General features: G+C 55.8%; 22 protein-coding genes and 1 tRNA gene. 11 read left to right on the top strand and 12 right to left on the bottom strand.

All coding sequences use genetic code 11. The features are described 5' to 3' along the window. The first annotated feature begins 15 nt into the window (after positions 1 to 15). On the top strand, positions 16 to 879 hold the full coding sequence (locus AC2FC2_RS09610; RefSeq protein ID WP_265556444.1) for a LysR family transcriptional regulator: 864 nt from the start codon (positions 16 to 18) through the stop codon (positions 877 to 879). A 92-nt stretch (positions 880 to 971) separates the two neighbouring features. Next, on the top strand, positions 972 to 1,721 hold the full coding sequence (locus AC2FC2_RS09605; RefSeq protein ID WP_209637916.1) for an NAD-dependent epimerase/dehydratase family protein: 750 nt from the start codon (positions 972 to 974) through the stop codon (positions 1,719 to 1,721). Here AC2FC2_RS09605 and AC2FC2_RS09600 read toward each other — a convergent pair. After that, positions 1,718 to 3,166 (bottom strand): alpha/beta hydrolase, encoded by a 1,449-nt coding sequence (locus tag AC2FC2_RS09600; protein WP_404760613.1) that lies wholly within the window; start codon positions 3,164 to 3,166, stop codon positions 1,718 to 1,720. The genes AC2FC2_RS09605 and AC2FC2_RS09600 overlap by 4 nt on opposite strands. A 47-nt stretch (positions 3,167 to 3,213) precedes the next feature. Here AC2FC2_RS09600 and AC2FC2_RS09595 point away from each other — a divergent pair, with 47 nt between their 5' ends. Then, a complete protein-coding gene (locus AC2FC2_RS09595) occupies positions 3,214 to 3,528 on the top strand; it encodes a hypothetical protein (protein ID WP_490659137.1) in 315 nt (104 codons plus the stop codon). A 140-nt stretch (positions 3,529 to 3,668) separates the two neighbouring features. Here the strand turns inward: AC2FC2_RS09595 and AC2FC2_RS09590 are convergent, their stop codons facing one another. Then, on the bottom strand, positions 3,669 to 3,905 hold the full coding sequence (locus AC2FC2_RS09590; protein WP_209637920.1) for a DUF4282 domain-containing protein: 237 nt from the start codon (positions 3,903 to 3,905) through the stop codon (positions 3,669 to 3,671). A 146-nt stretch (positions 3,906 to 4,051) separates the two neighbouring features. Between AC2FC2_RS09590 and AC2FC2_RS09585 the strand changes: the two genes are divergently transcribed. Next, a complete protein-coding gene (locus tag AC2FC2_RS09585; protein WP_490659136.1) occupies positions 4,052 to 4,639 on the top strand; it encodes a histidine phosphatase family protein in 588 nt (195 codons plus the stop codon). Positions 4,640 to 4,681: 42 nt separating this feature from the next. Here the strand turns inward: AC2FC2_RS09585 and AC2FC2_RS09580 are convergent, their stop codons facing one another. After that, on the bottom strand, positions 4,682 to 5,422 hold the full coding sequence (locus AC2FC2_RS09580) for a helix-turn-helix transcriptional regulator (protein ID WP_490659135.1): 741 nt from the start codon (positions 5,420 to 5,422) through the stop codon (positions 4,682 to 4,684). 355 nt (positions 5,423 to 5,777) lie between these two features. After that, on the bottom strand, positions 5,778 to 7,001 hold the full coding sequence (locus tag AC2FC2_RS09575) for an NADH:flavin oxidoreductase/NADH oxidase family protein (protein ID WP_490308378.1): 1,224 nt from the start codon (positions 6,999 to 7,001) through the stop codon (positions 5,778 to 5,780). A gap of 70 nt (positions 7,002 to 7,071) precedes the next feature. On the opposite strand from AC2FC2_RS09575, the gene AC2FC2_RS09570 reads away from it, so the two are divergent. Then, on the top strand, positions 7,072 to 7,473 hold the full coding sequence (locus AC2FC2_RS09570) for a MerR family transcriptional regulator (RefSeq protein ID WP_490659134.1): 402 nt from the start codon (positions 7,072 to 7,074) through the stop codon (positions 7,471 to 7,473). A 105-nt stretch (positions 7,474 to 7,578) separates the two neighbouring features. Here AC2FC2_RS09570 and AC2FC2_RS09565 read toward each other — a convergent pair. From AC2FC2_RS09565 to AC2FC2_RS09555, 3 genes are all read right to left on the bottom strand, one after another. Beyond that, a tRNA-Sec gene (locus AC2FC2_RS09565) sits at positions 7,579 to 7,673 on the bottom strand. A 101-nt stretch (positions 7,674 to 7,774) separates the two neighbouring features. Further along, positions 7,775 to 9,121, bottom strand: coding sequence for an esterase-like activity of phytase family protein (locus tag AC2FC2_RS09560; RefSeq protein ID WP_209637959.1), 1,347 nt, complete (start codon positions 9,119 to 9,121; stop codon positions 7,775 to 7,777). Positions 9,122 to 9,197: 76 nt separating this feature from the next. Then, positions 9,198 to 10,397, bottom strand: a complete 1,200-nt coding sequence (locus tag AC2FC2_RS09555) for a CynX/NimT family MFS transporter (protein ID WP_490659133.1) — start codon at positions 10,395 to 10,397, stop codon at positions 9,198 to 9,200. Positions 10,398 to 10,523: 126 nt separating this feature from the next. Here AC2FC2_RS09555 and AC2FC2_RS09550 point away from each other — a divergent pair, with 126 nt between their 5' ends. Continuing rightward, the gene (locus tag AC2FC2_RS09550; RefSeq protein WP_490659132.1) at positions 10,524 to 11,378 is read left to right on the top strand and encodes a LysR family transcriptional regulator; all 855 of its coding nucleotides are present in this window, start codon (positions 10,524 to 10,526) and stop codon (positions 11,376 to 11,378) included. Between the two features lie 53 nt (positions 11,379 to 11,431). On the opposite strand, the gene xylR is transcribed toward AC2FC2_RS09550, so the two are convergent. The 4 genes from xylR to xylF all read right to left on the bottom strand — a co-directional run bounded on the left by xylR (position 11,432) and on the right by xylF (position 16,561). After that, positions 11,432 to 12,610, bottom strand: a complete 1,179-nt coding sequence (gene xylR / locus AC2FC2_RS09545; RefSeq protein WP_209637965.1) for a D-xylose utilization transcriptional activator XylR — start codon at positions 12,608 to 12,610, stop codon at positions 11,432 to 11,434. 222 nt (positions 12,611 to 12,832) lie between these two features. After that, the gene (gene xylH, locus AC2FC2_RS09540; protein WP_490659131.1) at positions 12,833 to 14,017 is read right to left on the bottom strand and encodes a xylose ABC transporter permease XylH; all 1,185 of its coding nucleotides are present in this window, start codon (positions 14,015 to 14,017) and stop codon (positions 12,833 to 12,835) included. Further along, positions 13,995 to 15,536, bottom strand: a complete 1,542-nt coding sequence (locus AC2FC2_RS09535; protein WP_265556669.1) for a xylose ABC transporter ATP-binding protein — start codon at positions 15,534 to 15,536, stop codon at positions 13,995 to 13,997. The genes xylH and AC2FC2_RS09535 overlap by 23 nt, the downstream gene beginning before the upstream one ends. A gap of 29 nt (positions 15,537 to 15,565) precedes the next feature. After that, a complete protein-coding gene (gene xylF / locus AC2FC2_RS09530) occupies positions 15,566 to 16,561 on the bottom strand; it encodes a D-xylose ABC transporter substrate-binding protein (RefSeq protein ID WP_490659130.1) in 996 nt (331 codons plus the stop codon). Between the two features lie 365 nt (positions 16,562 to 16,926). Between xylF and xylA the strand changes: the two genes are divergently transcribed. The 5 genes from xylA (at position 16,927) to AC2FC2_RS09505 (ending at position 23,007) form a co-directional block, all read left to right on the top strand. Next, positions 16,927 to 18,246: a xylose isomerase gene (xylA, locus tag AC2FC2_RS09525; RefSeq protein ID WP_490659129.1), complete on the top strand. Its 1,320-nt coding sequence runs from the start codon at positions 16,927 to 16,929 to the stop codon at positions 18,244 to 18,246. Positions 18,247 to 18,289: 43 nt separating this feature from the next. Next, the gene (gene xylB, locus AC2FC2_RS09520) at positions 18,290 to 19,741 is read left to right on the top strand and encodes a xylulokinase (protein ID WP_490659128.1); all 1,452 of its coding nucleotides are present in this window, start codon (positions 18,290 to 18,292) and stop codon (positions 19,739 to 19,741) included. A 293-nt stretch (positions 19,742 to 20,034) separates the two neighbouring features. Next, positions 20,035 to 21,429, top strand: a complete 1,395-nt coding sequence (locus tag AC2FC2_RS09515) for an amidohydrolase family protein (protein ID WP_490659127.1) — start codon at positions 20,035 to 20,037, stop codon at positions 21,427 to 21,429. A 100-nt stretch (positions 21,430 to 21,529) separates the two neighbouring features. Further along, complete coding sequence (locus tag AC2FC2_RS09510) at positions 21,530 to 22,075, top strand: cysteine hydrolase family protein (protein ID WP_265556666.1); 546 nt, start codon at positions 21,530 to 21,532, stop codon at positions 22,073 to 22,075. A gap of 8 nt (positions 22,076 to 22,083) precedes the next feature. Beyond that, a complete protein-coding gene (locus tag AC2FC2_RS09505; protein ID WP_490308383.1) occupies positions 22,084 to 23,007 on the top strand; it encodes a GlxA family transcriptional regulator in 924 nt (307 codons plus the stop codon). Here AC2FC2_RS09505 and AC2FC2_RS09500 read toward each other — a convergent pair. Beyond that, the gene (locus AC2FC2_RS09500; RefSeq protein ID WP_490659126.1) at positions 23,002 to 23,994 is read right to left on the bottom strand and encodes an acyltransferase; all 993 of its coding nucleotides are present in this window, start codon (positions 23,992 to 23,994) and stop codon (positions 23,002 to 23,004) included. The genes AC2FC2_RS09505 and AC2FC2_RS09500 overlap by 6 nt on opposite strands. Between the last annotated feature and the right edge of the window lie 175 nt (positions 23,995 to 24,169).

The raw sequence follows: 24,169 nt of genomic DNA, 5'->3' as shown, positions 1-24,169 counted from the left end.
TGCAGGAATTCACTGATGTTCGACTGGCAGGATTTAAAACACTTTGTGGTGTTGGCACGCACCGGCTCATTGTCGGCAGCGGCGCGGGAGTTGGGCTGCGATCACGCTACCGTTGGCCGGAGAGTGGCGGCACTGGAGAAATCGCTTGGGCTACGGCTGATTCACCGCCTGCCGCGCAGCACGCCGTTGACTGAGGACGGAAAAATGATTGCCGGGCTGGCAGCCGACGTTGAAAATCAAAGCCATGCCATTGTGCGTCATGCACGCAGCGCCGGGGACACACCGCAAACCCAGGTGCGCATCAGTGCCCCGCCGTCGGTCGCCGCCCGGGTTATCGCTCCGCATATTGCGCAATTTCATCAGGCTTTTCCGCATATTACGTTGGTGCTCTCTGGCGAGTCGGCGATCGCCGAACTGGATCGCGGCGACGCCGAAGTGGCAGTGCGCATGGTGCGGCCACAGCAGCCGGATCTGTTGATAAAACGCATCGGCATCATGCGCTACGCGCTGTACGCCACGCGGCAGCACGCCGCCTTACCAGAGGCCGCCCGGGCCTTTATCGCCTACGACCATCACTACCAACACCAGCCCCATCAACAATGGCTGCAGCAGCTGTTGCAGGGTCGCCCGGTGGTCTTTGAGGCCAGCGATCTTTTCTCTCTGCAAGAAGCAGCACGTTCGGGGCTAGGGGCCGTAGTATTGCCGACGTTTGTTGCCGATAGCGACCCAGAACTCGTGACACTGCCCACGTCAATCGCCGCGCCAACACGCGAGCTATGGCTGGTCACTTATCCCGATCTGGCGCGCTCCCCAGCCATTCGCGCAGTGATGACGTTCCTGACTGAAATCATCGAAAAAAAATGTCCGCCCACGCCATAAAGCATCAGCACTGCTAATTGAATGCTGGACAAAACTCACGCAGGGGATTATTACTGATCGCGGCATAATGGACTTTAGGACTGGCTGAGATCATGACTTTACGTACAGAGTTTGGACGAATTTTGATTACCGGCGCAGGTGGCCGGGTCGCGACGGCATTCCGTCAATCGGTAGGAAATCGCTATCAGCTGCGGCTGGCGGAAAAAGAGCTCGGTCTGCTGACCGATCTGCAACCGGGCGATGAGGTGATCAGTTTCGACATTGCCGATATCGCAGCCTGCCGTGAGGCCTGCGCCAATATCGATACGGTGCTGCACCTGGCGGCCGATCCCTCGCCCGATGCGGACTTTTGTCACTCGCTGATGGATAACAATATCCTCGGCACCTTCAATATTTTTCGGGCAGCCAAAGACGCAGGCTGCAAACGCGTGGTCTTCGCCAGCAGTGCGCAAGCGGTGGAAGGTTACGCACTGGATTACCAAATTCGGCCACAAGATGCCCCCAAACCGAAAAACCTCTACGGGGTAAGCAAAGCATTCGGCGAAGGTATCGCCGCCTATTTTGCCCATCAAGAGGGGCTGTCTGCCTTGTCGGTACGCATCGCCAATTTCACCACGCTAGAGTATGGCGAACAGCTCAGTGCTCGTGATATGAGCGCTTTCCTGAGCCACCGCGACGCGGCCGATCTGCTGGAACGTTGCCTGCGTATCGAAGGCGTACACCATGCCGTGGTGCACGGCGTTTCCAACAACCGCTATAAGCGGCTGTCGCTGGAGGAAACCAGCCGCTTGCTCGGCTACTACCCGCAGGATGATGCGTTCAGCATTCTCGGTTTTGCCTAAAGCTTGTTATCAATCCGCTGGAGCACGTAAGGGAAAAATGGGTTGGAGGCAATGCGCATCAGCGAGTCGAGATCGACCACCAACACTGACCGTTCGCCGCGCGCGGCGATAGTGCCAAGGCTGATGCCGAACTCATCGCGCTGCTCGGGGAACCGGCCATACAGTGAATCACTCACCGGGAAGGGCAACGCCACGTGCGACAGCGAATAAATATCCGTCGGGTAGGTCATACCTAGCGGTAAATCGCTTTCGGTGGTCGCTCCAGCCGGTGTAACACGGGCGATCGCCTCACTGCTTTCTGGTGAGGCATTAGCGATCACCGTGGTCTGGTAACGACGTGGCGGTGGTGGCAGCAGTTGACTGACCGCCGCCGCCGCATTTGGCCGCAGCAGTGGTCCAAAGTTTACCGTACGATTAACGTCAAATAGCACCAGTTCGCTGCCGTTAGCCGGTAGTTCGTTATATAACGCCCGGATCACCGCCCGGGTGCTCACGGTGGAGTCCATCACGGACTGGAAGGTCAGCACAGGGGCTAATTTCTCCAGTTTTCCGTCACGTGCCGCCAGGGCAATTTGCTGTTGCAGCCCGTTACTGAGCAGATAAGACTGGCGTGCACCATTGACTGGGAATGAATTGTATTTAAAGGGATTAAACTCCGGCAGCACACCGAGCCACGCCGCTTTGGCAAAGGCAGGGAACACGGCAGGCCAGCCGGCAATGCCAGCGAAACGAGCAAAACTGGTGACGCCGATCATCGGTGAAATCAACACCAACCGCTGCGGTGCCGCCAACTGCGGATCATCCAGTGCATCCAACGCATACTTCATCGCCAGCGCCCCGCCGTTGGAAAAGCCTACGATATGCAACGGTTTATCACCACCGGCCTTACTCCGCGCCTCACGCACGGCCAATCGCGTCGCCGCCAACCAGTCGCGCCATTCAATATTGGTCAATGCGCCCGGCACCGTGCCGTGTGCCGGCAGACGAATACCGACCGCCACATAACCGTGTTGCCGATAGTTCTCAGCAATGTGCCGCAGGCTGTAAGGGGAATCGGTCAAGCCGTGCAGCAACACCACAGCGCCACGTGGCTCGCCTTGCGGCATCAGTTCGTAAGAACGGTTCCAGTCCCGGACAAAGTGCTCTGGATACACCGGGCTGCCGTCAAAATAGCGGTTAAGGGGGATACGTTCGCTAGCAGAGAGTTTGTCCGTGACGTTAGCCTTCACGTCATCAAATACCCGGCTTTCGGCAGCCAGATAACCCTGCCAATTGGTCTTATCCATCTCGGCGGCAGACAGCTCATGCGGCACAAAAGTATGCCACGGCTCCAGCGCCGGACCGCTTTGGGTGTCGTAAATACGTACCGCAAACAGTGTGAGTAACACGGTAACAACCACGATTGTCAGCCGTTTAGTCCATTTGATTATCGCCCTGGAAGGCATACCCACTCCTGAATTCACGGTTATCCTGCAGCGATTATAGGTGCTAAATGTCATCAGCGGCAGCAGCCGCTCGCACTTTCCAAAACCGGTTGGAACCAGCAGGCTGGGCGAATAACACTATTCACAGCAAGCCACTATCCGTAGTAAGTGTGTTTTTCCTTGGTCCAGTTGGTTTTGGCACCATTCCACCATTGCAAATGTACGTGATGAAGAAAGCTGTCGGCGCGCCAATGCTGGCCCCTGCGGCCAATATCTCAGCGTTCAATCTGGGTGCCTCTGGCGGTGTTTGGCTTGGGGGGATCGCTATTAATGCTGGTTATGGTTTTACTTCACCCAACTGGGTGGGTGAAGTAAAACCATAACCAGCCTTGGTCTGCTAATCGCTGTCTATGCGTTACGGCGAAAACAAGATCTGCCGTCGGAAAATCACGGCTGAATCCCTGGATAAAGGGGGGCCATGAGCGCCCCCTCTTTCGACACATAGTTGATGTTAGTGACTTAATTACGGTTTTTCGGAGATTTTGCGCAGGTATTCGTTATTTTTAAACGCAATGATGATCATTTCGAAGCAAACGCGAGTGAACACGCCGCCGATAATGATAGCAAACAGACCACGGAAGAACTCACCGTAGAACATAGAACCGATCCCGCCGAGAAGAATGCCCAGCAGGCAAAGCCAGTAAACGCCGGTGATGATTTTCGGTGTCAGCATCGCGTCAAAAAAGAAAATGTTTTTCATTGTAAATCCTTCCTTAGGCCAGTATTTAATTATCCCAGAGGCGCCGCATCGGTGCGACACTCACTTTTTTGTCACACCGGTTATGATAACGAGTAACGCGACGAAAAGCGCACTGAAATCAACAAGCCATTACATAAGGGTTGAGGATGCTTAACAAAACGGGCAAGAAAATACTCGGCGGTTTGGCGGCGTTGTTGCTGTTCAGCCAAAGCGCACTGGCACAGGAAACGCTGATCTTCGTACGCCACGGTGAAAAACCCGCCGACAACAGCGGCCAGTTAACCTGCAAAGGGCTGAACCGCGCGCTGGCGCTGCCAGACGTGCTACTGAACCGTTATGGCAAGCCGGACTTTATCTTTGCCGCCGGGCCGAAAGAGAATAAAACCGGCAGTTCGCTGCGGGCGCTGTCGACCATTATGCCCACCGCCGTACGCGTGGGGTTACCGATCGGCCTTCAGTTCCACGCCAATGATATCGCCGGGTTGCAGCAAGAGCTGCTCAGCGATAAATACCAGAACTCGCGTATCTTCATCGCTTGGGAGCATAAGAATCTCGATAAGGCGGTGAAGAACATCGTTGCCGCACGCGGTGGCGACGCCAGTCTAGTGCCCGAATGGCCAGGCAGCGACTTCGACAGCATCTTTGTGGTTACGCTGGATCAGGGCAAGGTTTCATTCAGGCAGGAAAGTGAGGGTTTGACCCAGTTGTCAGAGAATTGCCCTTTTGCGGGATAAAGGTTTGGTAGGATCGCATTGGCCGGAACCGACAGACTTTACCTATTGCCTGGCCGACATCGTTAGCGGCGTAATAAGCTCAAGTTCAACACCCCGCCGGATGGCTTGGCGGGCATTGCTGACACCCAACTTATTCACAATATTACCCATATGAAATTTCACCGTACTCACGGAAATCCCTGCAATGGCGGCTATCTCCCCATAGGTTTTTCCCATGCTGGCCCAGTACAGCATCTCATTTTCTCGTGGAGTAAAAATGGGTTTCCGTGCCTCAATATCACGCTTCTGTATACCGGAAATGGCCGATCCAGCTAGACGATACATCTGTTCATTAATATCGATCAGTAGCATCTGTATGGCCCCAGGATCGGACGAAAGCTGCTTTTCCAGTTCCCCGCTTCCATTGCTGGCAAGGATGATGGACAACAACGCCAAATTGCTCAGAGGGTCATGCAATACAAAGGTGAAACCATTAACAATGTTGTACCGTTTGGAGAGAGAAAAGATCTTATCTGTCATCAGGGTTACATTCTCGTCCCATACAAAAGGCGAGGTGCGTTTGAACGCGGCCAGTATCACTGGGTCAGTCAATTGGAAATTGTTGGTACGATAGAGGTCCACCCACTCGCCGGGATAGCTTGAAATAATAAGAGTATCTGATGGGTTATTCTTTCTGACAACCGTGTAAGCGTATTTCGGGCTTCCGAACGGAGACAGCTTCCTGTCAATATGATCCTGGAGAGTTTCCGTTATTGTTCGATGTTCATTGAAAGTGGTAAACATACAGGCTCCAGGCGGTTTGGCTCTTCCTTTTGGTGAGAAGAACCATACCTAAGTACAGGCACCAACTATACTTAAGTTCAGGTTATAAATCGGGAACCAGGGTTTATAATAAGCCGTATTAGCTCAGAGTAAAAAAACAGACCTGTACGATCATCAACAACGCTAGGGAAAGCCTTCCGGTCAGAAAGAATTATATAAAAAACTATTACTGACCGGGATTTTTACTTTAACACTGCTAATTTACCCTTTCAAACTCACCTTCGCTGAATCCATAGCCGCCTAACGCCATTGCCTCAACCAAGGATTCTGATGCTGAATCCTATTAAACCCATTGAAATTCCCCGTTACCTATCTGTCAGCCGCGTAACTGTAACCATTCACGGTAGCGACGGGTAATACGCGAGGTTCGCCACTGATCCACGATCAATGTGAACAACGGCGAATAGCGTACATTCTTAGAGCGGGCACGCCCCAAGGCGCGGAGACGCCGCTTGATCAATGCCATACGGGCAAGCGCCGCCATCATTTGATTCTTCCATGTTACCGGGGTTGGTAATGCATGCGGTTCATGGCCGGCTTTCCATTGCAGCGGCAGATCCGGCACCTCCGCCATGGCCGTCGCGATACCCACAACAGCGACGCCGCTATCCAATACCTGTTGAGCCACAGACTTACGCGCAATACCGCCCGTCGTCATCACCGGCATGCTGGCGACGGCGGCAAGTTCGCGGGCAAACTCCAGAAAATAAGCCTCACGTGCTAGCCGACGGCCGTCTGCGGTCTGGCCTTGCATCGCTGGGCTTTCGTAACTGCCGCCAGACAACTCGATCAGATCGACCGGCAGTTTATTCAGCAGCATAATTACCTGTTTCGCATCATCTTCAGAGAATCCACCGCGCTGGAAATCGGCAGAGTTCAACTTAACCGCGACGCAGAAATGGGGAGACACGCGCTCACGTACTCGCTGTACAATCTCCACCAGTAAACGAGCACGGTTATTGAGATTACCCCCCCACTGATCGGTACGCTGGTTAGTGAGCGGTGACAAAAATTGAGAAATCAAATAACCATGCGCCGCGTGGATCTCCACCCCGGTAAAACCTGCCTGCTCGGCGGCATAGGCGGTGGCTGCAAATCGTTCGATCACCTCGTCGATTTGCTTCAAGCTCATGGCAATGGGTTGCGCAAACAGCTTACTGTGCTTCCCCAGCGCCAGCGGAATCGCGGAGGGTGCCCAAGCGTTGCCACCCATGCTGGCCATCACCTGGCGACCCGGGTGATTGATTTGCATCCAAACCTGAGCCCCGTTTTGGCGTGCGACTTTTGCCCACGCCCTGAACGGTTCCAACGGCGTATTTTCCTCAAGCACCACCCCCCCAGGGCCGGTCATGGCTCGGCCATCAATCATCACGTTGCCGGTAATGATCAAACCGGCACCGCCATCAGCCCAGGATTGATACAAGCGCTGCAGCGTGAGGCCAGGCAGTTGACCTGACTCAGCCATATTCTCTTCCATCGCGGCCTTGGCCAAGCGATTCGGCAAAATACTGCCATTGGGCAGGGTAAGTGGGGTGAACATGATGCTGACTCCTCAATCGACAATAGAATAGTTATACTAAGTTTAAAGTTAACTTTAAGGTCAATAGGGCATGAAGATAGGCGAACTGGCGGAACGTTCCGGGCTAGCCGCATCGGCGATACGTTACTACGAACAGCATGGGTTACTGCCCAAGACGGTGCGCGGTGCCAATGGATATCGCGTCTATGAAGAAGGTGCTCTGGAGCGCTTGCATATGATTCAGATTGGACAAAATCTGGGTTTCACGCTGGGAGCTATCCGCAAGGTGCTTGCCCTGCAAGGCACGGCATACCAGGATGGGTTGATGCAAGGCATGGATCTACGCTTGGTTGAGATTGACCAACTGATGGAAACCCTGAGTCAACAACGTGAGGCGTTGCTGGATGCCCGACAGAAACTGCTCGAATTAGGGCTGACGGGGATTTGCCAGAACACACCCGAACCAATATTGCCCCCCAAAAGAAGAAGATAAAATCCAAACGATCCTTCTCGTTTTCCTTCCAGCGGGGCTTCGACGCAGCCTGACTGCGCCAGGCGGCTGATTATAGCTTTGGCGGAGATCACAGAAGAACTCGATTGGCGGAAGATCACAGGAGTCGAACCTGCCCAGGACCGCTGGCGGCCCCAACCGGATTTGAAGTCCGGCCGCCCCACCGGGGACGATGATCTTCCTTCGGGAATCGGAAGCAAGGGGCTGATTATAGCGCAGTTTACCCTTGGCGCTAAGAGGGAAATGGCGGTAGCCTCCGGCAATGCACCGGAGGCATACAGGGTTAAGGCTTCAACAGTTCCTTCACGTCCAGTAAGATAAATTCGTTGTCATCCGCCACGTTTGGCTGGCGGCTGGAGGAGAACGGGAAGTTATTATCGTTACCGACGATGATATGACTGCCGTCCACCACATCCACGTTTTCAATGGTGAAGAACGGGAAGGTCAGTACGCCGTCGTTCAGCGGCTTGCGCGCCAGCTTGTTCGGGTCCTGAATGTTCAGCAGATCGATATACGCCAGTTTTTCTACCGGTTTGCCGACGTTGGCATCCGAGAAAGCGATTTTATACACCCGTTTGAACTTCGCTACCTGGCTGAAGCAATTGTCGGTCGGCGCACCCGCAACGCAGGCTTTGTCCGGCGTGCCTTCGCCGTTGTCGCGCTCGATCACCAGCCCGTGGGTGGCGTCGATCATATTGAAATCACCGATGGCGTTTTGGTTGTCTTCCAACACGTATTGCCAGCTGCGGCCGGTCCAGGCCTGCTGTTTCACGTCGAACTCCAGCACCCGCAGGTAACGTTTGCCGTCGAGGTTTTCAAACTTCTCGCCATCCCACAGCGCGCCCTCAAGCAAGGGGTACAGCTTGCTGCCGTCCGGCGACGCCGCCATGCCTTCAAAGCCTTTAGAACGCGCCACCTGGAAGTTCTGTTTGCCGTCCGGCGCCCCCGGCAGCGTCAGCGTCGGGTTATCTGGCGATTTGACGACTTTGCCGTCCACCCTGGTGTCAAACACCGCCAGCACCTTGCCGTTCAGGTCGGCCTTGATCAGATAAGGGCCGAACTCGTCGCCGATCCACAGGGCATTGTCGGCGAACTGGAAGCTTTCCGGATCGAAATCGCTGCCGGTCAGGTAACGCTTGTCGGTGCTCTCATTGATGATATGGAAGGGTACATTTTTATCGGGATCGTGCAGGAATACCGTTTTCAGCGGCGTCACCGTGCCGTTGCTGAAGTCGATTTTGTAATGATTGAGGTACAGCATGGCATCCGGCGAGTTGGCCTTGCTGCCAAAACCGTTGTCGGTCAGTACCCAGTAGGTACCGTCTGGCATATGTTTGATGCCGGAATGCCCCTGTAACGGCTGGCCGTTGATCGGCAGGCCAATACCGGTCATGCGATCGGCGGATTTACCCGCTACGCTGCCCAGTTCGGTCACGCGTTTGCCGCTGGTGTATTTGCCGCTTTGCTGTAAATCGGCAGGCGCATCCTGCGGCGCAGTGACGCTGGATTTTACGGCCAATAGCGCGTGCCCGGCCAAGGTCGCCGGCACCGGTTGGGCGTCAGCCCACAGGTTGGTGCTCAGCGCCATACAGCCAGCCAACAGCGCCAGACGGGTTTTGGTGATGTGCATGTCATGGTTCCCTTTTTGTTGTTATTACCCAGAGGTAAAAGCAACGTCACTATAGGGAGCCGCAATGACAAAAATATTATTCGGCGAACGCCCGCCGGTAGCTGTGCGGGTGGAAGCGCCAGGTAATCGCAATAAGCACCACCACCAGCAATGCATGGATTTGCCAGTCCAGCACAAAACCACCGCTGTAATCACGCAGCAGGCCGGAAATATAGGGCGTGGTGCCCGCCAGCAAGAAGCCGATGCCCTGCATAAACGCCACCAACCGCCCCGCTGCCGCAGGGTGAGGTATATGGTCGAGCGCCAGCACCAGGCACAGCGGGAAAGCACCGCCCAATCCTAAACCGGAAAGCAATACCCATACCCACGGCAGTGTCTGCGGCAGGTAGATAAGCCCGACGAAACCAATCAACTGCATGACCAGCGCCAGTAATAACAGCGGGCGACGATCCGCCGAACGCGCCAGCGCCGGCAACAGCAGCGCCCCCACCACCTGCCCAAAGGTCATCAGTGCCAGCAAAGTTCCGCTGGCCTGTGGTTGCCAGCCGAGCTGCATATAATAGGGCGGTAGCCAAGCGATCAGGCTGGTATAACCGCCATTGATCAAACCAAAATAGGCACCGAGTAACCAGGCTCGGCGGCTGAACAACAGGCTCGGTCCGCGGGAAGTTCCCGACGGCGTCAGGCGTGCCAAGTTACGGCTCACTGGCCACCAGGCGATCAAGGCAACTAATGCCGGCACAGCCCACCAGGCCAGTGCGCTGTGCCAGTCATGACCGATGTTCATCAGCCAGGGGGTAATCGCTGCCCCTAGCCCGCCACCGCCCATCAGCGCCGCAGACCACAACCCGGCCACCAATGCCATTTGTTTTAGAAAGTGATGTTTGATAATGCCGGGCATCACCGCCTGGATCACACCTATCCCCAGCCCACCCAGTACGGCACTCAGCATCAATTGCGTGCTGCCTGGTGCCAGCTCCCGCCAGGCGGCACCCACGCCAATCGCCAGCAAGCTCAACACTACGCTGGTCCGCTCGCTGAACAGGCGGTTGATCGCCCCACCTGCCAGCGCCATCAGCCCCATCATTAACACAGGCAAGGTGGTCAGCAGTGCTGCGCCGCCAAAACTCAGGCCGGTCGCCTGCCGCAACGTCGGCAACAGCGGGCCGATAGAGGTCAGCAACGGCCGCATATTCAAACCAATAAGCACCAAAACCCACAGCAGAGGGTTGAACCAGCGGCGTAAAAGGGGGGGAACTGCAAAATGATTTAACACGGTCTATTCCTGAACTTCCGGGATGAGGAGTGCGGGGTCACAGAGTCACCGCCGCAGCGTTGCCTAACTGTAGGCTCCCCCGTTAGTATTGGGAAATTAAATAATAAAATAGCCAACAGTGGGAAAATGAATCGCTACCCGATGTTTAATCCACAGCTACTGCTCAGCTTTGTCGCCGTGTGTGACAGCAACAGTTTCACTCGCGCCGCAGAACGGGTGTTTTTGTCGCAATCCACCGTTAGCCAACAGGTGCGCCGGCTGGAGGATATGCTGGGTAAGCCGCTGTTTGAACGCTCGTCTCATCAGGTGCTCCTCACCGAAGAGGGGGTGAAACTGTTGAGCTATGCGCGGCGGATCATTGCACTGAATGAGGAAGCGCACGATGCCTTAACCGGCATCTGGCGTGATGGCGTGTTAAGACTGGGAATGCCCGAGGATTTTGCCGCACCGACCACCGAATTGCTGGCAGAGTTTAGCCGCGCCCACCCGCATTTGCGGCTGGACGTCACCAGCGGCCTGAGCGCGGATCTGCACAGCGCCTACGCCCGTGAAGAACTGGACCTGATTTTGGTAAAACAGCGCCGTAACCAACCGCCGCGCGCCGCCAGGCCGGAGCCGCTGCTGTGGCTCGATAGCCTGGCCTTCCCGGCGATTGAGCAATCACCGGTGCCGTTGGCGGTGTTTCCGCTCAATGGCTTATACCGCGACGATTTGTGCCAGGCATTGGATAATCTGGGCAAGCGGTGGCGCATCGGCTACAGCAGCTCCAGCCTGGCAGCACTCACGGCCGCTTCTGCCGCCGGATTGGGCGTAACGCTGTTACCCGCCGGCTGTCGCTTGCCAAGCCACCGGGTACTGGGCATCGCCGAAGGATTGCCGCCGATAGACAACATTGAACTGGCGCTGTATTACCGCGACGGCGCCCCCGCGGCAACACCCGCGCTGGCCGAACGATTAAAAGCGTTTTGTGGGTTGGTATGAGCTAACCTGTTGCCTTATCAGCTACACATGTAGCCATTATGGCTACATCCGGCCTAATAGCTAACCTCGCCATAGCGCTCGCGATACTCTTTGGGTGTCATGTCATAGCCTTTTTTGAACACCGAATAGAAATATTGCAACGACGGGTAGCCGCACATTTGCGAGATTTCGTTGATGGTCAACGAGGTTGCCTTCAGCAGGTTACAGGCTCGATCCAGCTTTTCCTGATGGATCACATGGTGGATGGTTTCGCCGGTTTCATCCCTGAAGCGTTTTTCAAGATTGGAACGCGACAGGCCAACCGCATCCAGCACCTGTTCGACCTTGATGCCCTTGCAGGCGTGGTGACGAATATAATGCATGGCCTGAATCACCGCCGGGTCACGCAGCGAACGGAAATCGGTAGAACGACGCTCGATCACCTTCACCGGCGGCACCAAAATGCGTTGTAGCGACATCTCGCGGCTATCAAGCAGTTGATGAAGCAGCTTGGCGGCACGATAGCCCATCTGGCGGGTGCCCTGCGCCACCGAAGACAACGCCACCCGCGACAGGTAACGGGTCAGTTCTTCATTGTCGATACCAATTACGCACAGCTTTTCGGGCACTGCGATATCCAGATGTTCGCAAACCTGCAGCAGATGGCGCGCACGCGCATCGGTCACGGCGATAATGCCGGTCTGCTGTGGCAACGTCTGCACCCAGTCCGCCAGCCGGTTCTGGGCGTATTGCCAGTTCTCCGGCGCGGTGGCCATGCCCTGATACACCACGCCCTGATACTGCTCCAGCAACACCCGCTGACGAAAAGCATATTCACGTTCCTGCGCCCAGCGCTTGCCGCCTTCGCTCGGTAATCCGTAGAAGGCAAACCGATTAATGCCCTTTTCCTTCAGGTGAGTGAACGCCGCCTCTATCAGTGCCTGATTATCCGTGGCGATATAGTGCACCGGCGGGTAATCCTCTTCACGGTGATAAGAACCGCCCACACCGACAATCGGCACCTTGACGTTATGCAGCAAATGTTCGATTTCGCGGTCGTCGAAATCGGCAATCACCCCATCACCCAGCCAATCCTTGATGTTGTCGATACGGCAGCGAAAATCCTCTTCGATAAAGATGTCCCAGTCGCACTGTGAAGCCTGTAAATACTCCCCAACACCCTCAACCACCTGGCGGTCATACACTTTATTGGCGTTGAATAGCAACGTGATACGAAAGCGCTTTTCGAACATGCGGCATCCCCGGTAAGTAGACTGCTCTCTGGGATAACACAACCTCTCTGTGGGAGCAGCAGGCATCACCTCATAACTGTGATCTCTAAAGCTATATCCAAAATAATTGACGTTGTATCAAGGCGGCAAAGGAACTCATTCCGATGAGCTTACTTAAGTAAGTGATGCGGGTGAGTGAGTGTAGCCAACACAGATACAGCGTCAAGTATGAAGGATATATTCTTAAGCCCGGCGTTTGGTGGCGGAGTCCATCCATACCGCCAGCAGCAAAATGCCGCCCTTGACGATGTACTGCCAGAACGTCGGTACGTCCAGCATGCTCATGCCGTTATCCAGCGATGCCATAATGAACGCCCCCATCACCGCCCCGGCCACGCTGCCTATGCCGCCTGCCAGGCTGGTGCCGCCAATCACGCAGGCGGCGATAGCGTCCAGCTCGGCGATATTGCCCGCCGAAGGCGAACCGGCGCCTAACCGCGAACTGAGGATAAGACCGGCAATCGCCACCATGAGACCGTTAATGGCAAATACCGCCAGTTTGGTGCGCTCGACGTTGACCCCCGATAAGCGCGCAGCGTCAATATTGCCGCCAATAGCGTAGATCCGGCGGCCAAAGGCCGTGCGGGTAGCCATAAATATTCCCGCCAGCATCAACGCGGTCAGAATTAACACCGGCGTAGGTACCCCGCGGTAATCGTTGAGCAAATAGATTGCGCCGAGTACCAGCAGCGCCAAAATGCTTTGCCTGGTCACGTCACCGGCAGGCGCCGCTACGGGCAAGCCAAGCTGTACGCGTCGGCTACGCCGCCGCCATTGCCATACCACAAACAGTGTCAGCCCCACCGCGCCGATACCGAACCCCAGCCCACTCGGCAGATAACTCTGGCCGATTTGCGACATGGCGCCGCTGGTCGGTGCCACCGTGGTGCCATTAGTGATGCCGATCAGGATGCCACGAAAGGCCAGCATCCCCGCCAAAGTGACGATAAACGAAGGGACTTTGCGGTAGGCAACCCACCAGCCGTTCCAGGCACCCAACAACAGACCGGCCAGCAGTGTCACCACGATGGTCAGCGGCAGCGGCCAACCGAACCAGACGTCAAAAATCGCCGCTGCGCCGCCCAATAACCCCATCATCGAACCGACCGACAGATCGATTTCAGCCGAAACGATCACAAACACCATGCCAACCGCCAAAATACCGGTGATCGCCGTCTGGCGTAGCAGGTTGGAGATATTACGCGCGCTGAGATAGGCCCCTTCGGTGGTAAACGTAAAGAACAGCATAATGACGACTATCGCCGCCAGCATGACAAACACCTGCAAATTAATGGCGTTCCGCTTCACTGTCGGTGTTTTCTCCACCCTGGCTGGCGCGATCGCCTCAGACTGCGTATTTTTCGACATCTGTTTCACTCCTCAATGCGGCTTCCATCACCTGTTCCTGGGTAAGGCCGCGGTTGATCAACGACGCCTTGATGCGCCCCTGGTGCATCACCAGTACCCTATCGCTTAATCCCAGCACTTCCGGCAACTCGGAAGACACCACAATCACCGCAATGCCTTGCTGTACCAGTTGATTAATTAACTTATAGATTTCCTGTTTTGCACCGATGTCGATGCCGCGCGTTGGTTCATCCAGAATGAGAATCTTCGGCTTCAGTAGCAGGCACTTGGCCAGAATCGCCTTCTGTTGATTGCCACCGCTCAACCGGGCGATAGCCAATTCAGGAGAGGAGGTTTTCACCTTAAGTTGAGCCAGGGATTGGCGAATGGTCGCCTGTTCCCGGGCATCGTCGATCACGGTTAATACGCCGCTGAAGTCGTTCAGCGCTGCCAATGTCATATTGGCTCCCACGCCCATCACAGGAACGATGCCATCGCGCTTGCGGTCTTCCGGTACCATAGCGATGCCGTACCCTATCGCCTGGCGGCAATTATTGATGATGGCCGGCTGACCATTGAGGGTGATGCTGCCCTGCCAACGGCCAGGGTAGACGCCGAACAGGCACTGCATGGTCTCGGTACGCCCAGAGCCGACCAGCCCAGCAACGCCGAGTATCTCGCCGCGCCGTAGGCTGAAGGAAATATCATCCACCCGGCGAACCTGACGGTTTACCGGATGCCAGGCGGTCAGATTGTCCACCTGCAAGATCACCTCGCCTATCTCATGCTGTTGTTGCGGATACAGCTCGGTCAGCTCACGCCCCACCATCATGGCGATAATGTCGTCCTCGCTCATCAACGCCGCCGAACGTGTCCCTATATGCTTGCCGTCGCGGATCACGCAGATCAGATCCGAGATCGCCTTCACCTCGTTCAGCTTGTGCGAAATATAGATGCAGGCGATGCCGTGATCCCGCAGATCACCGATGATTGCCAGCAGCGTTGCGGTTTCGCTTTCAGTCAGCGACGCCGTAGGTTCATCCAACACCAGCAACCGCACCTGTTTGTTCAGCGCCTTGGCGATCTCCACCAGCTGTTGCTGCCCCAACCCCAATTCGCCAATCGGGGTATTGGGATCGACCTCCAGCTTGACCTGCGCCAGCATGCGTCGGCAGCGCAGGTACATGGCGTCATAATCCATCACGCCGTACCGCCGCCATTCATTGCCGAGAAACATGTTTTCCAGCACCGTCATTTGCTTTACCAGCGCCAGCTCCTGGTGAATGATGGCGATGCCTTTCTGCTCCGTGTCGCGGATGTTTTTCGCCGCCAATAAATCATCAGAGAAATAAATATCGCCCTGATAACTGCCGTGCGGATATATTCCGCACAGCACTTTCATCAGGGTGGATTTTCCCGAACCGTTCTCACCACACAGCGATAATACCTGGCCGGCCTCCAATTTCAGACTGACATTATCCACCGCCTTAACCTCACCGAACTGCATGGTAATATTTTTCATTTCTAATAGGCTGGGCATTATTCCCTCCACATTACCGGCTGTCTTGATTAATTAATGTCGGCTTTTTTATGGAAACCGTCGGCAATAATGGTGCTTTCAATATTCGTCTTATCAACCGGGATCGGTGTTAATAACCAGGATGCCACTTCTTTGTTGCCATTATTTAAGGTGGCGTTAGTTTTCGGCTGTTCGCCCTTGCCCAATTGCACGGCAATGTCCGCGGCCTCATCGGCCAATTTGCTGATCGGCTTATAGACCGTCATGGTCTGGGTACCGGCGACAATGCGCTTCACCGCAGCCAGATCGGCGTCCTGGCCGGAAATGGCCACTTTGCCCGCCAAGCCCTGTGCGGCCAGGGCCTGGATCGCGCCTCCGGCAGTGGCGTCGTTAGAGGCGACCACCGCGTCAATGTTGTTATTGTTGGCAGTCAGCGCATTTTCCATGATTTTTAATGCGTTTTCCGGCAACCATCCGTCGACCCACTGATCGCCCACCAGCTTGATTTTCCCGTCGTCGATCAGCGGTTGCAGCATCTTCATTTGGCCCTGACGGAACAGTTTGGCGTTGTTATCTACAGGCGAGCCGCCCATCAGGAAATAATTGCCCTGCGGTACCCGCTGTACCAGACTTTTCGCCTGCAACTCACCGACCTTTTCATTATCAAAGGAGATGTAGAAATCAATATCGGCGTTATTGATCATGCGGTCGTAAGCCAAGACCTTAATGCCTTCCCGCTTGGCTTCGCTGATGACGTTACTCAATACCTGGCCGTTGTAGGGAATAATCACCAGCACGTCGACACCGCGGTTGATCATATTCTCAATCTGCGCCATTTGGGTTTCTTCATTGCCGTTGGCTGATTGGACAAACACGTCTGCTCCCAGCGACTTGGCTTTGCTGACGAAGATGTCGCGATCTTTTTGCCAGCGTTCAAGACGCAGGTCATCGATCGCCATGCCGATTTTGACTTCTTTGCTGAATGCCGGTTGGCTGGCCAGCGCCAGCAGTGCGCAGACCGAAAGGAACACAGGTTTAAATTTCATCTTATATACCTTTGTTATTTAACGTGTAAGGGCAATAATTGAAACAGGCTGGTGATGCAACTTAGAGCGGATTGTTATCGCTTATTTATTATTCGGCAATTACTGATTTTTACCGGCCAATTATGATTTTTGGTTTAATGTTATTTTTATGATGGCGGTCATGCTTTCACGCTGAAAAACAGCAGGTCGACAAATAAAAACGAATTAAGCCTTAAATAAACTGCGGTTATATTCAATTATGAGATCTGTCGCACATTTAATAATTCTGTGAATTTAACTGTGAAATAACGTAATTGAGCCGCCTGTCGCAAACTCCGAAGATAAAGCCATCCCGTAAACCGGGCATTGCTACCCAGGAGTCGATAATGCAATCATATTTTGATCAGCTTGAGCAAGTGCGCTACGAAGGCCCCACCAGTCATAATCCGCTGGCCTTTCACCATTACAACCCGGATGAACTGGTGCTCGGCAAGCGCATGGCGGAGCACCTGCGCTTTGCCGCCTGCTACTGGCACACCTTCTGCTGGAACGGTGCGGACATGTTCGGCGTCGGCGCGTTCGATCGCCCCTGGCAGCAACCCGGCGACGCACTGGCACTGGCCAAGCGCAAAGCCGACGTGGCGTTCGAGTTTTTCCACAAGCTGAATGTGCCCTACTACTGCTTCCATGACGTCGACGTCTCGCCGGAAGGCGCCTCGCTGAAAGAGTATCTGCACAACTTTGCGGTCATGACCGACGTGCTGGAAGAAAAGCAGCACAGCAGCAGCGTGAAACTGCTGTGGGGAACCGCCAACTGCTTTACCCATCCGCGTTACGGTGCCGGTGCCGCCACCAACCCGGATCCGGAGGTCTTCAGTTGGGCAGCCACTCAAGTGTTCACCGCCATGAACGCCACCCAGCGGCTGGGCGGTGAAAACTACGTGTTGTGGGGCGGTCGTGAAGGCTATGAAACCCTGCTCAATACCGATCTGCGGCAGGAGCGCGAACAAATTGGTCGCTTTATGCAAATGGTGGTGGAGCACAAGCATAAAACCGGCTTCCAGGGCACCCTACTGATTGAGCCCAAGCCGCAGGAGCCGACCAAACACCAATACGACTACGATGTCGCCACCGTCTACGGCTTCCTCAAGCAGTTCGGCCTGGAAAAAGAGATTAAGGTGAATATCGAAGCCAACCACGCCACGCTGGCGGGTCACTCATTCCACCATGAGATCGCCACCGCCATCGCGCTGGGTATCTTCGGTTCTGTCGATGCCAATCGGGGTGACCCGCAACTGGGCTGGGATACCGATCAGTTCCCGATCAGCGTAGAAGAGAACGCGCTGGTCATGTTCGAGATCCTCAAGGCCGGGGGCTTTACCACCGGCGGGTTGAACTTCGATGCCAAGGTCCGTCGCCAAAGCACCGACAAGTACGATCTGTTCTATGGCCATATCGGCGCCATGGATACGATGGCTCTGGCACTGAAGGTTGCGGCAAAAATGGTGGCTGACGGTCAGCTACATCAGCAGGTATCGAAACGCTATGCCGGCTGGAATGGTGAATTGGGCCAGCAAATTTTGCAGGGCAAACTGTCGCTCGAAGCGCTGGCACAGTACGCTGAAGGACATGCACTGGCGCCACAGCACGTCAGCGGCCGCCAGGAACAGCTCGAAAACCTGATGAACCGCTATTTGTTCGGCTAATTGACCCCGCGCGGCACTCGCCGCGCCTTTAAGGATCTTTTCAATGTATATCGGCATCGATCTCGGCACGTCCGGCGTAAAAGTCATTTTGCTCAGTGAGCAGGGCCAACTGCTTGCCAGCCATGGTGAGTCGTTGCCTATATCCCGCCCCCATCCCCTGTGGTCAGAACAAGCGCCGCAGGACTGGTGGCTCGCCACCGATCGCGCCATGCTGGCGCTGGGTAAGCAGCACAGCCTGCAACAGGTGAAAGCCATTGGCCTCAGCGGGCAGATGCACGGCGCCACGCTGTTAGATGCGCGGCAACAGGTATTACGCCCGGCAATCTTGTGGAATGACGGCAGAAGTGGTGCGCAATGCCAGGCGCTGGAACAGGCGGTGCCGCAATCACGGCAAATCACCGGTAACCTGATGATGCCGGGTTTCACCGCCCCTAAACTGCTGTGGGTACAACAACATGAACCCCAGCTCTTTGAACAGATCGATAAAGTACTGTTGCCGAAAGATTATTTACGCTGGTGTATCACCGGTGAATTCGCCAGCGACATGTCGGACGCCGCTGGCACCGGCTGGCTGAACGTGGCGCAGCGTGACTGGAGTGACGAGATGCTGGCCGCCTGCGGCCTGAACCGCCGCCAAATGCCACACCTCTTCGAGGGCAACCAGATTACCGGGCAAACGCATACCGACCTGGCCCGGCGCTGGGGTATGCCGCCAGTACCCGTCGTGGCAGGCGGGGGGGATAATGCCGCCGGGGCTATCGGTGTCGGGTTGTATCAGGCCGGACAGGCAATGCTGTCGCTTGGCACTTCCGGCGTCTACTTTGCGGTCAGCGACGGCTTTCTCAGCAACCCGGCCAGCGCGGTGCACAGCTTTTGCCATGCGCTGCCTGACACCTGGCACCTGATGTCAGTTACCCTCAGTGCAGCATCCTGTCTGGACTGGGTGTGCAAACTGACCAACGTCGATGACGTCGCCACTTTGCTGCGCAATGTCGAACAGGCCCCCCCGGCGGCGGCCCCGCTGTGGTTTTTGCCCTATCTGTCCGGCGAACGCACGCCGCACAACAACCCCAATGCCAAAGGCGCCTTCTGGGGCCTGACCCATCAACATGGGCCGAACGATCTGGCGCGAGCCGTGCTGGAGGGCGTCGGCTTCGCCCTGGCGGACGGTATGGATGTATTGCATGCCAGCGGCTTGCAACCTTCTGGCATCACCCTGATTGGCGGCGGCGCACGCAGCCCATTCTGGCGGCAGATGCTGGCAGATATCAGTGGTCAACGGCTGGAGTATCGCACCGGCGGCGACGTTGGCCCGGCGCTGGGTGCCGCCCGACTGGCCCAGATTGCCCTGAACCCGCAGCGCCCACTCAGCGCGCTGCTGCCTGAGTTGCCGCTGGAGCAGGTGCATATCCCCGATGCCGAGCGCCACTCGCATTACACCGCGCTGCGCAGCACCTTCCGCGAACTCTATTCCCGCCTGTTACCCTTGATGTAAAACCGGGAGGGGGCAAACAGCGCCCCCAGATTGATGACAAACACCCGAAAAACGTGGTTTTCGGGTGTTTGGGGTAAATCAGAAGATATAATCCTTTGTTCTTATTAGCCCTCAGATCAGAGCTTTTAACCGCAATGGACTTTGTCAGCAGTCTCTGGGGGCAAACAGCGCCCCCTTATTATTGCCAAATCGAATAGTCGCCAGTGGCAAATGTCACTGCCACCCCATCGGTTCCTCTCCTAAATTGGTGGCTGTCTTTTGACGCACCTCACCTCTGGATTAAGGAACTGAACGTGGAAAAAAACCAACAACAAAGCCGCAGAGCTTTCCTCAGCCAAACCGGCAAAATCACCACCGCCTGTGCAGTAATCGGCCTGACGGGTGGCGTGGCGCAGGCCGCCACACCAACGGGCAGCACATGCGTCCCGGAGACCACACCTATGACCCTGACCGACAGCCACTACTGGCTGAGCGACGTTCGGCTGGAAGAGGGTTTTGAGTATGACGGCGACACCGTCATCGGCACCCGCACTGCGCTCTATCAGCTTGAAATCAAAGACGGCAACATTGCCGCTATCCACGCCAAGGATGCGGCGGCACCTGCCGGTGTACCGCGCTATCAGGCGCAGGGTCAGTTGCTGCTACCGGCATTTCGCGACATGCATATCCATCTGGATAAAACTTTTTACAGCGGCCCATGGCAGGCACCGCGCCCGCGTCAGGGCAAAACCATCATGGACATGATCGCGCTGGAACAGACGCTGATCCCCAAACTCTTGCCCACCTCGCAACAGCGCGCAGAAAACCTGATCGCCCTGCTGCAATCCAAAGGCAGCACCGTGGCGCGCAGCCACTGCAATATCGATCCGGTCAGCGGGCTGAAAAGCCTGGAACACCTGCAACTGGCACTGGAAAAACATCAGGCAGACTTCAGCTGCGAAATCGTTGCCTTCCCGCAGCACGGCCTGCTGCATTCGAAAGTCGACGGTTTGATGCGTGAAGCTATGCAGATGGGGGTGCAATACGTTGGCGGGCTGGATCCGACCAACGTCGACGGCGCCATGGAGAAGTCGCTGGATGCGATGTTCCAGATTGCGCTCGACACCGGTAAAGGCGTCGATATACACCTGCATGAAACCAGCCCGGCCGGCGTGGCGGCAATCAATTACATGATCGCCACCGTAGAAAAGACCCCCTCTTTGCGCGGAAAAGTCACCATCAGCCACGCCTTTGCCCTGACTGTGCTAAACCCGAAAGAACTCGAGGAAACCGCCACCCGACTGGCAGCGCAGCAAATCACCATTGCCTCTACGGTGCCGATTGGCGGGCTGATGATGCCGCTGCCGCAGCTCAGTGAAAAAGGGGTATTTGTGATGACCGGAACCGACAGTGTGATCGACCACTGGTCGCCGTTCGGCACCGGTGACATCCTGGAAAAGGCCAACCTTTACGCCCAACTCTATCGGGGTTCCGACGAGTTCCACCTGTCACGCGCCATGGCGATTTCCACCGGCGGTGTGCTGCCGTTGAACGATAAAGGCCAACGGGTCTGGCCCAAAGCCGGTGATAGCGCGGAGTTCGTGCTGGTCAATGCCAGTTGCTCCGCCGAGGCCGTCGCTCGCCTACCGGCGCGCAGTGCGACCTTCCATCGGGGACGGCTGGTGGCAGGTCAGGTTGGCAAAGCCTGATGCTGGTCCGCTGATGTCACTATGATGGCCGTTTTTGGCCTTCTACCATGAAAGGTAACGGCGCAGTATGGCGTTATACCTAATTGGCGGAGGGCCGAAAATGTCACGTAGCGCGTTATTGATCATCGATGTTCAGCAATCATTCCAGCACCGTCCATTCTGGCAAGAGGAGGATGTTCCCGCTTTCCAACAGGCGTTGACGCGGCTGATCGCGGGGTGTCACCAGCAAGGTGTCGCGCTGGTTGATGTATTCCACGTGTCCCCACAGGGGCCTTTTTCATTGGCCTCAGGTTGGGTGAAACGCCTGCCGTTCCTCGATCATCAGGCCGATATCACAGTACACAAACACGTGCACAACGCGCTGACCGAATCCGGCCTGGACGCCTGGTTGCGCGAACGGAATATTGATCATCTCATTATCTCCGGTATCCGCACTGAACAGTGCTGCGAAACCACCACTCGGGTAGCGTCCGATCTGGGTTATCGGGTGACTTTCGTCACCGAAGCCACGATGACGTTTCCAATGCAGCACCCCAACGGGGAAGTCTTTACCACTGAACAGCTCAAACGGCATACTGAGACCGTGCTGGTCGACCGCTTCGCCCAGCTCGCCAGTGTGGATGAGGTGCTGGCGCAACTCTCATAGGAGTCATCATGCTGCAGGCCGTCTACTTTCTGATGCTGCCCAACGTGCTGTCACTGGACGTCAGCGGCCCGGCAGAAACCTTGCGTCTGGCCGGGCAGTTCAGTCTGCACTACATAAGCCCGCTACCGCAGATAACCTGTTCTATAGGCATGACGCTGAGTCAGCTGCTGCCCTTGCCCGAACGGCTGGAAGACGGCGCTATTTTGGTGGTCCCTGGGGTGGGCGATTCGCAGCGTTTCTTCGCCAATGAACCGGCAGAACAGGCCCGCCACTGGCTGGCGACACTGCAACCCGATTTGCAACGGCAGCGTATCACGCTGGTCTGCGTCTGCTCCGGTGCGCTGCTGGCAGCACAGGCGGGTTTACTCGACAACCATCAATGCACGACGCATCACGACGTGATCGAACGCCTGCGCCAGCAGGCACCCCGCGCATTAGTAAAAGAAAACCGTATCTTTGTTGAAGATCGCAGCCTATTCACCAGCGCAGGCATTACCGCGGGGATCGATCTGGCGCTGCACCTGATTAGCCGCCAGTGCGGTGCCACACGGGCGATGGAAATCGCTCGCGAGATGGTGGTCTATTTTCGCCGCTCCGGCGACGACCCACAGCTTTCGCCCTGGCTGCGCTACCGCAACCATTTGCACCCGGCGGTGCATCGCGCACAGGATGTCATGGCCGCCGAACCGGAAGCCGAATGGTCAGTGCCACAGGTGGCGGAAAAAGCCCACGTTAGCAGCCGCCATCTGGCGCGCTTGTTCCGCAGCCATATCGGCATCAGCGTGCGAGAATATCATGAGCAGCTGCGGCTGGCGGTGGCGCAACAGCGCTTGCAGCAAGGGTACGGGCTGGAGAAAGCGGCGTTGGCCGCCGGGTTTTCCTCTGGCCGCCAACTGCGCCGCGCCCAGCAGCGCGGTGCGACGCTGTTATGATACCAGCCGTCGGCCGTCTATTTTCTGTAACCCCATCGACAGCAGTAGACTGAGCGCCAGTGCCACACCGAATACCCAGAAAATATCCAATAACGGGTGGGGCGTCAGCTCCAGGTGTCGGCTACGCATAAAATTGACGATAATGGCGTGAAAACCGTATATCGCCAGCGAATGTCGGGAAAAAACGCTCAACCAGCCAATCGGCTCCGGCAAACAGTTCTTAAACCAGATCATCAGTGATACCGCCGCGATAAACACCAGTGGGCCGCAGTAGATGTAGTAGGTATCGGCGAAGTTGCCGTTGATAAACATCTGGCTTTTAGTGCCATGGATGATCAACACCACGCTCACCGCAAAGCCCAATGCCGCCAACCCGCTGACACCGCGCCCTTGTGTGTTCATCATGCCAATGGCTCGGCCAGCCAACGCATACAGCAAGTAGTAAAAAGTATCGCCGTAGATGTACAAATTGACCGGCAGTAAGTGAGTATTCCCCAGCGTCATGGAATGGGTATTGGGGTTGGCGATGACCGCCAGGATCACCAGTACGCCGGCCAGATAGCGACGTGATACCGGTTTGACGTTGATCAGCGGCGACAGCAGATAAATCACTGCGATCGCATAGAAGAACCACAGGTGGTAAAACACCGGCTTCAACAGGATGCCGCGCAGCGACGGCCAAAAACCGATTTTAGTGAACGCAGCAATATAGATTAGCGCGATGGCGCTGTAGAACAGGATGCAACAACCAATGCGAATGAAATGCTTTTTGCCGGCACTTTTTTCACCGAAAAACAGATAGCCGGAAATCATGAAAAATAACGGCACCGAGACGCGCGACATAGAATTGAGCACGTTGGCAATGTCCCAGTTATGCTCACCCACAGTCACCCCGCTGGTGACGTAATAGGTGGTCGCGTGGATCATCACCACCATCATGCACGCCACCGCACGCAAGTTATCTATCCAGCCAATTTTATTACTCAAAAGGTCGTCCGCAGTGTTGTCATCTTTGTCTGTTAAAAAGAGGTTAACGAGCGAAAGTGTGGGTGGCAACCCTGGCGGGTAATATCAGAATGTGCTGAAACAACACCTTATTATTGCTAAGGTGAACAATTGGCGGCAAAATAGCCGCCACAACTCGCTCAGATTGCGCTTCCCG

The sequence above is a fragment of the Serratia sp. CoH_122_TC_1 genome (genome assembly GCF_058191755.1).
The sequence above is the reverse complement of the archived record's forward strand: the minus strand, read 5'-3'. Positions and strand labels throughout refer to the sequence as shown.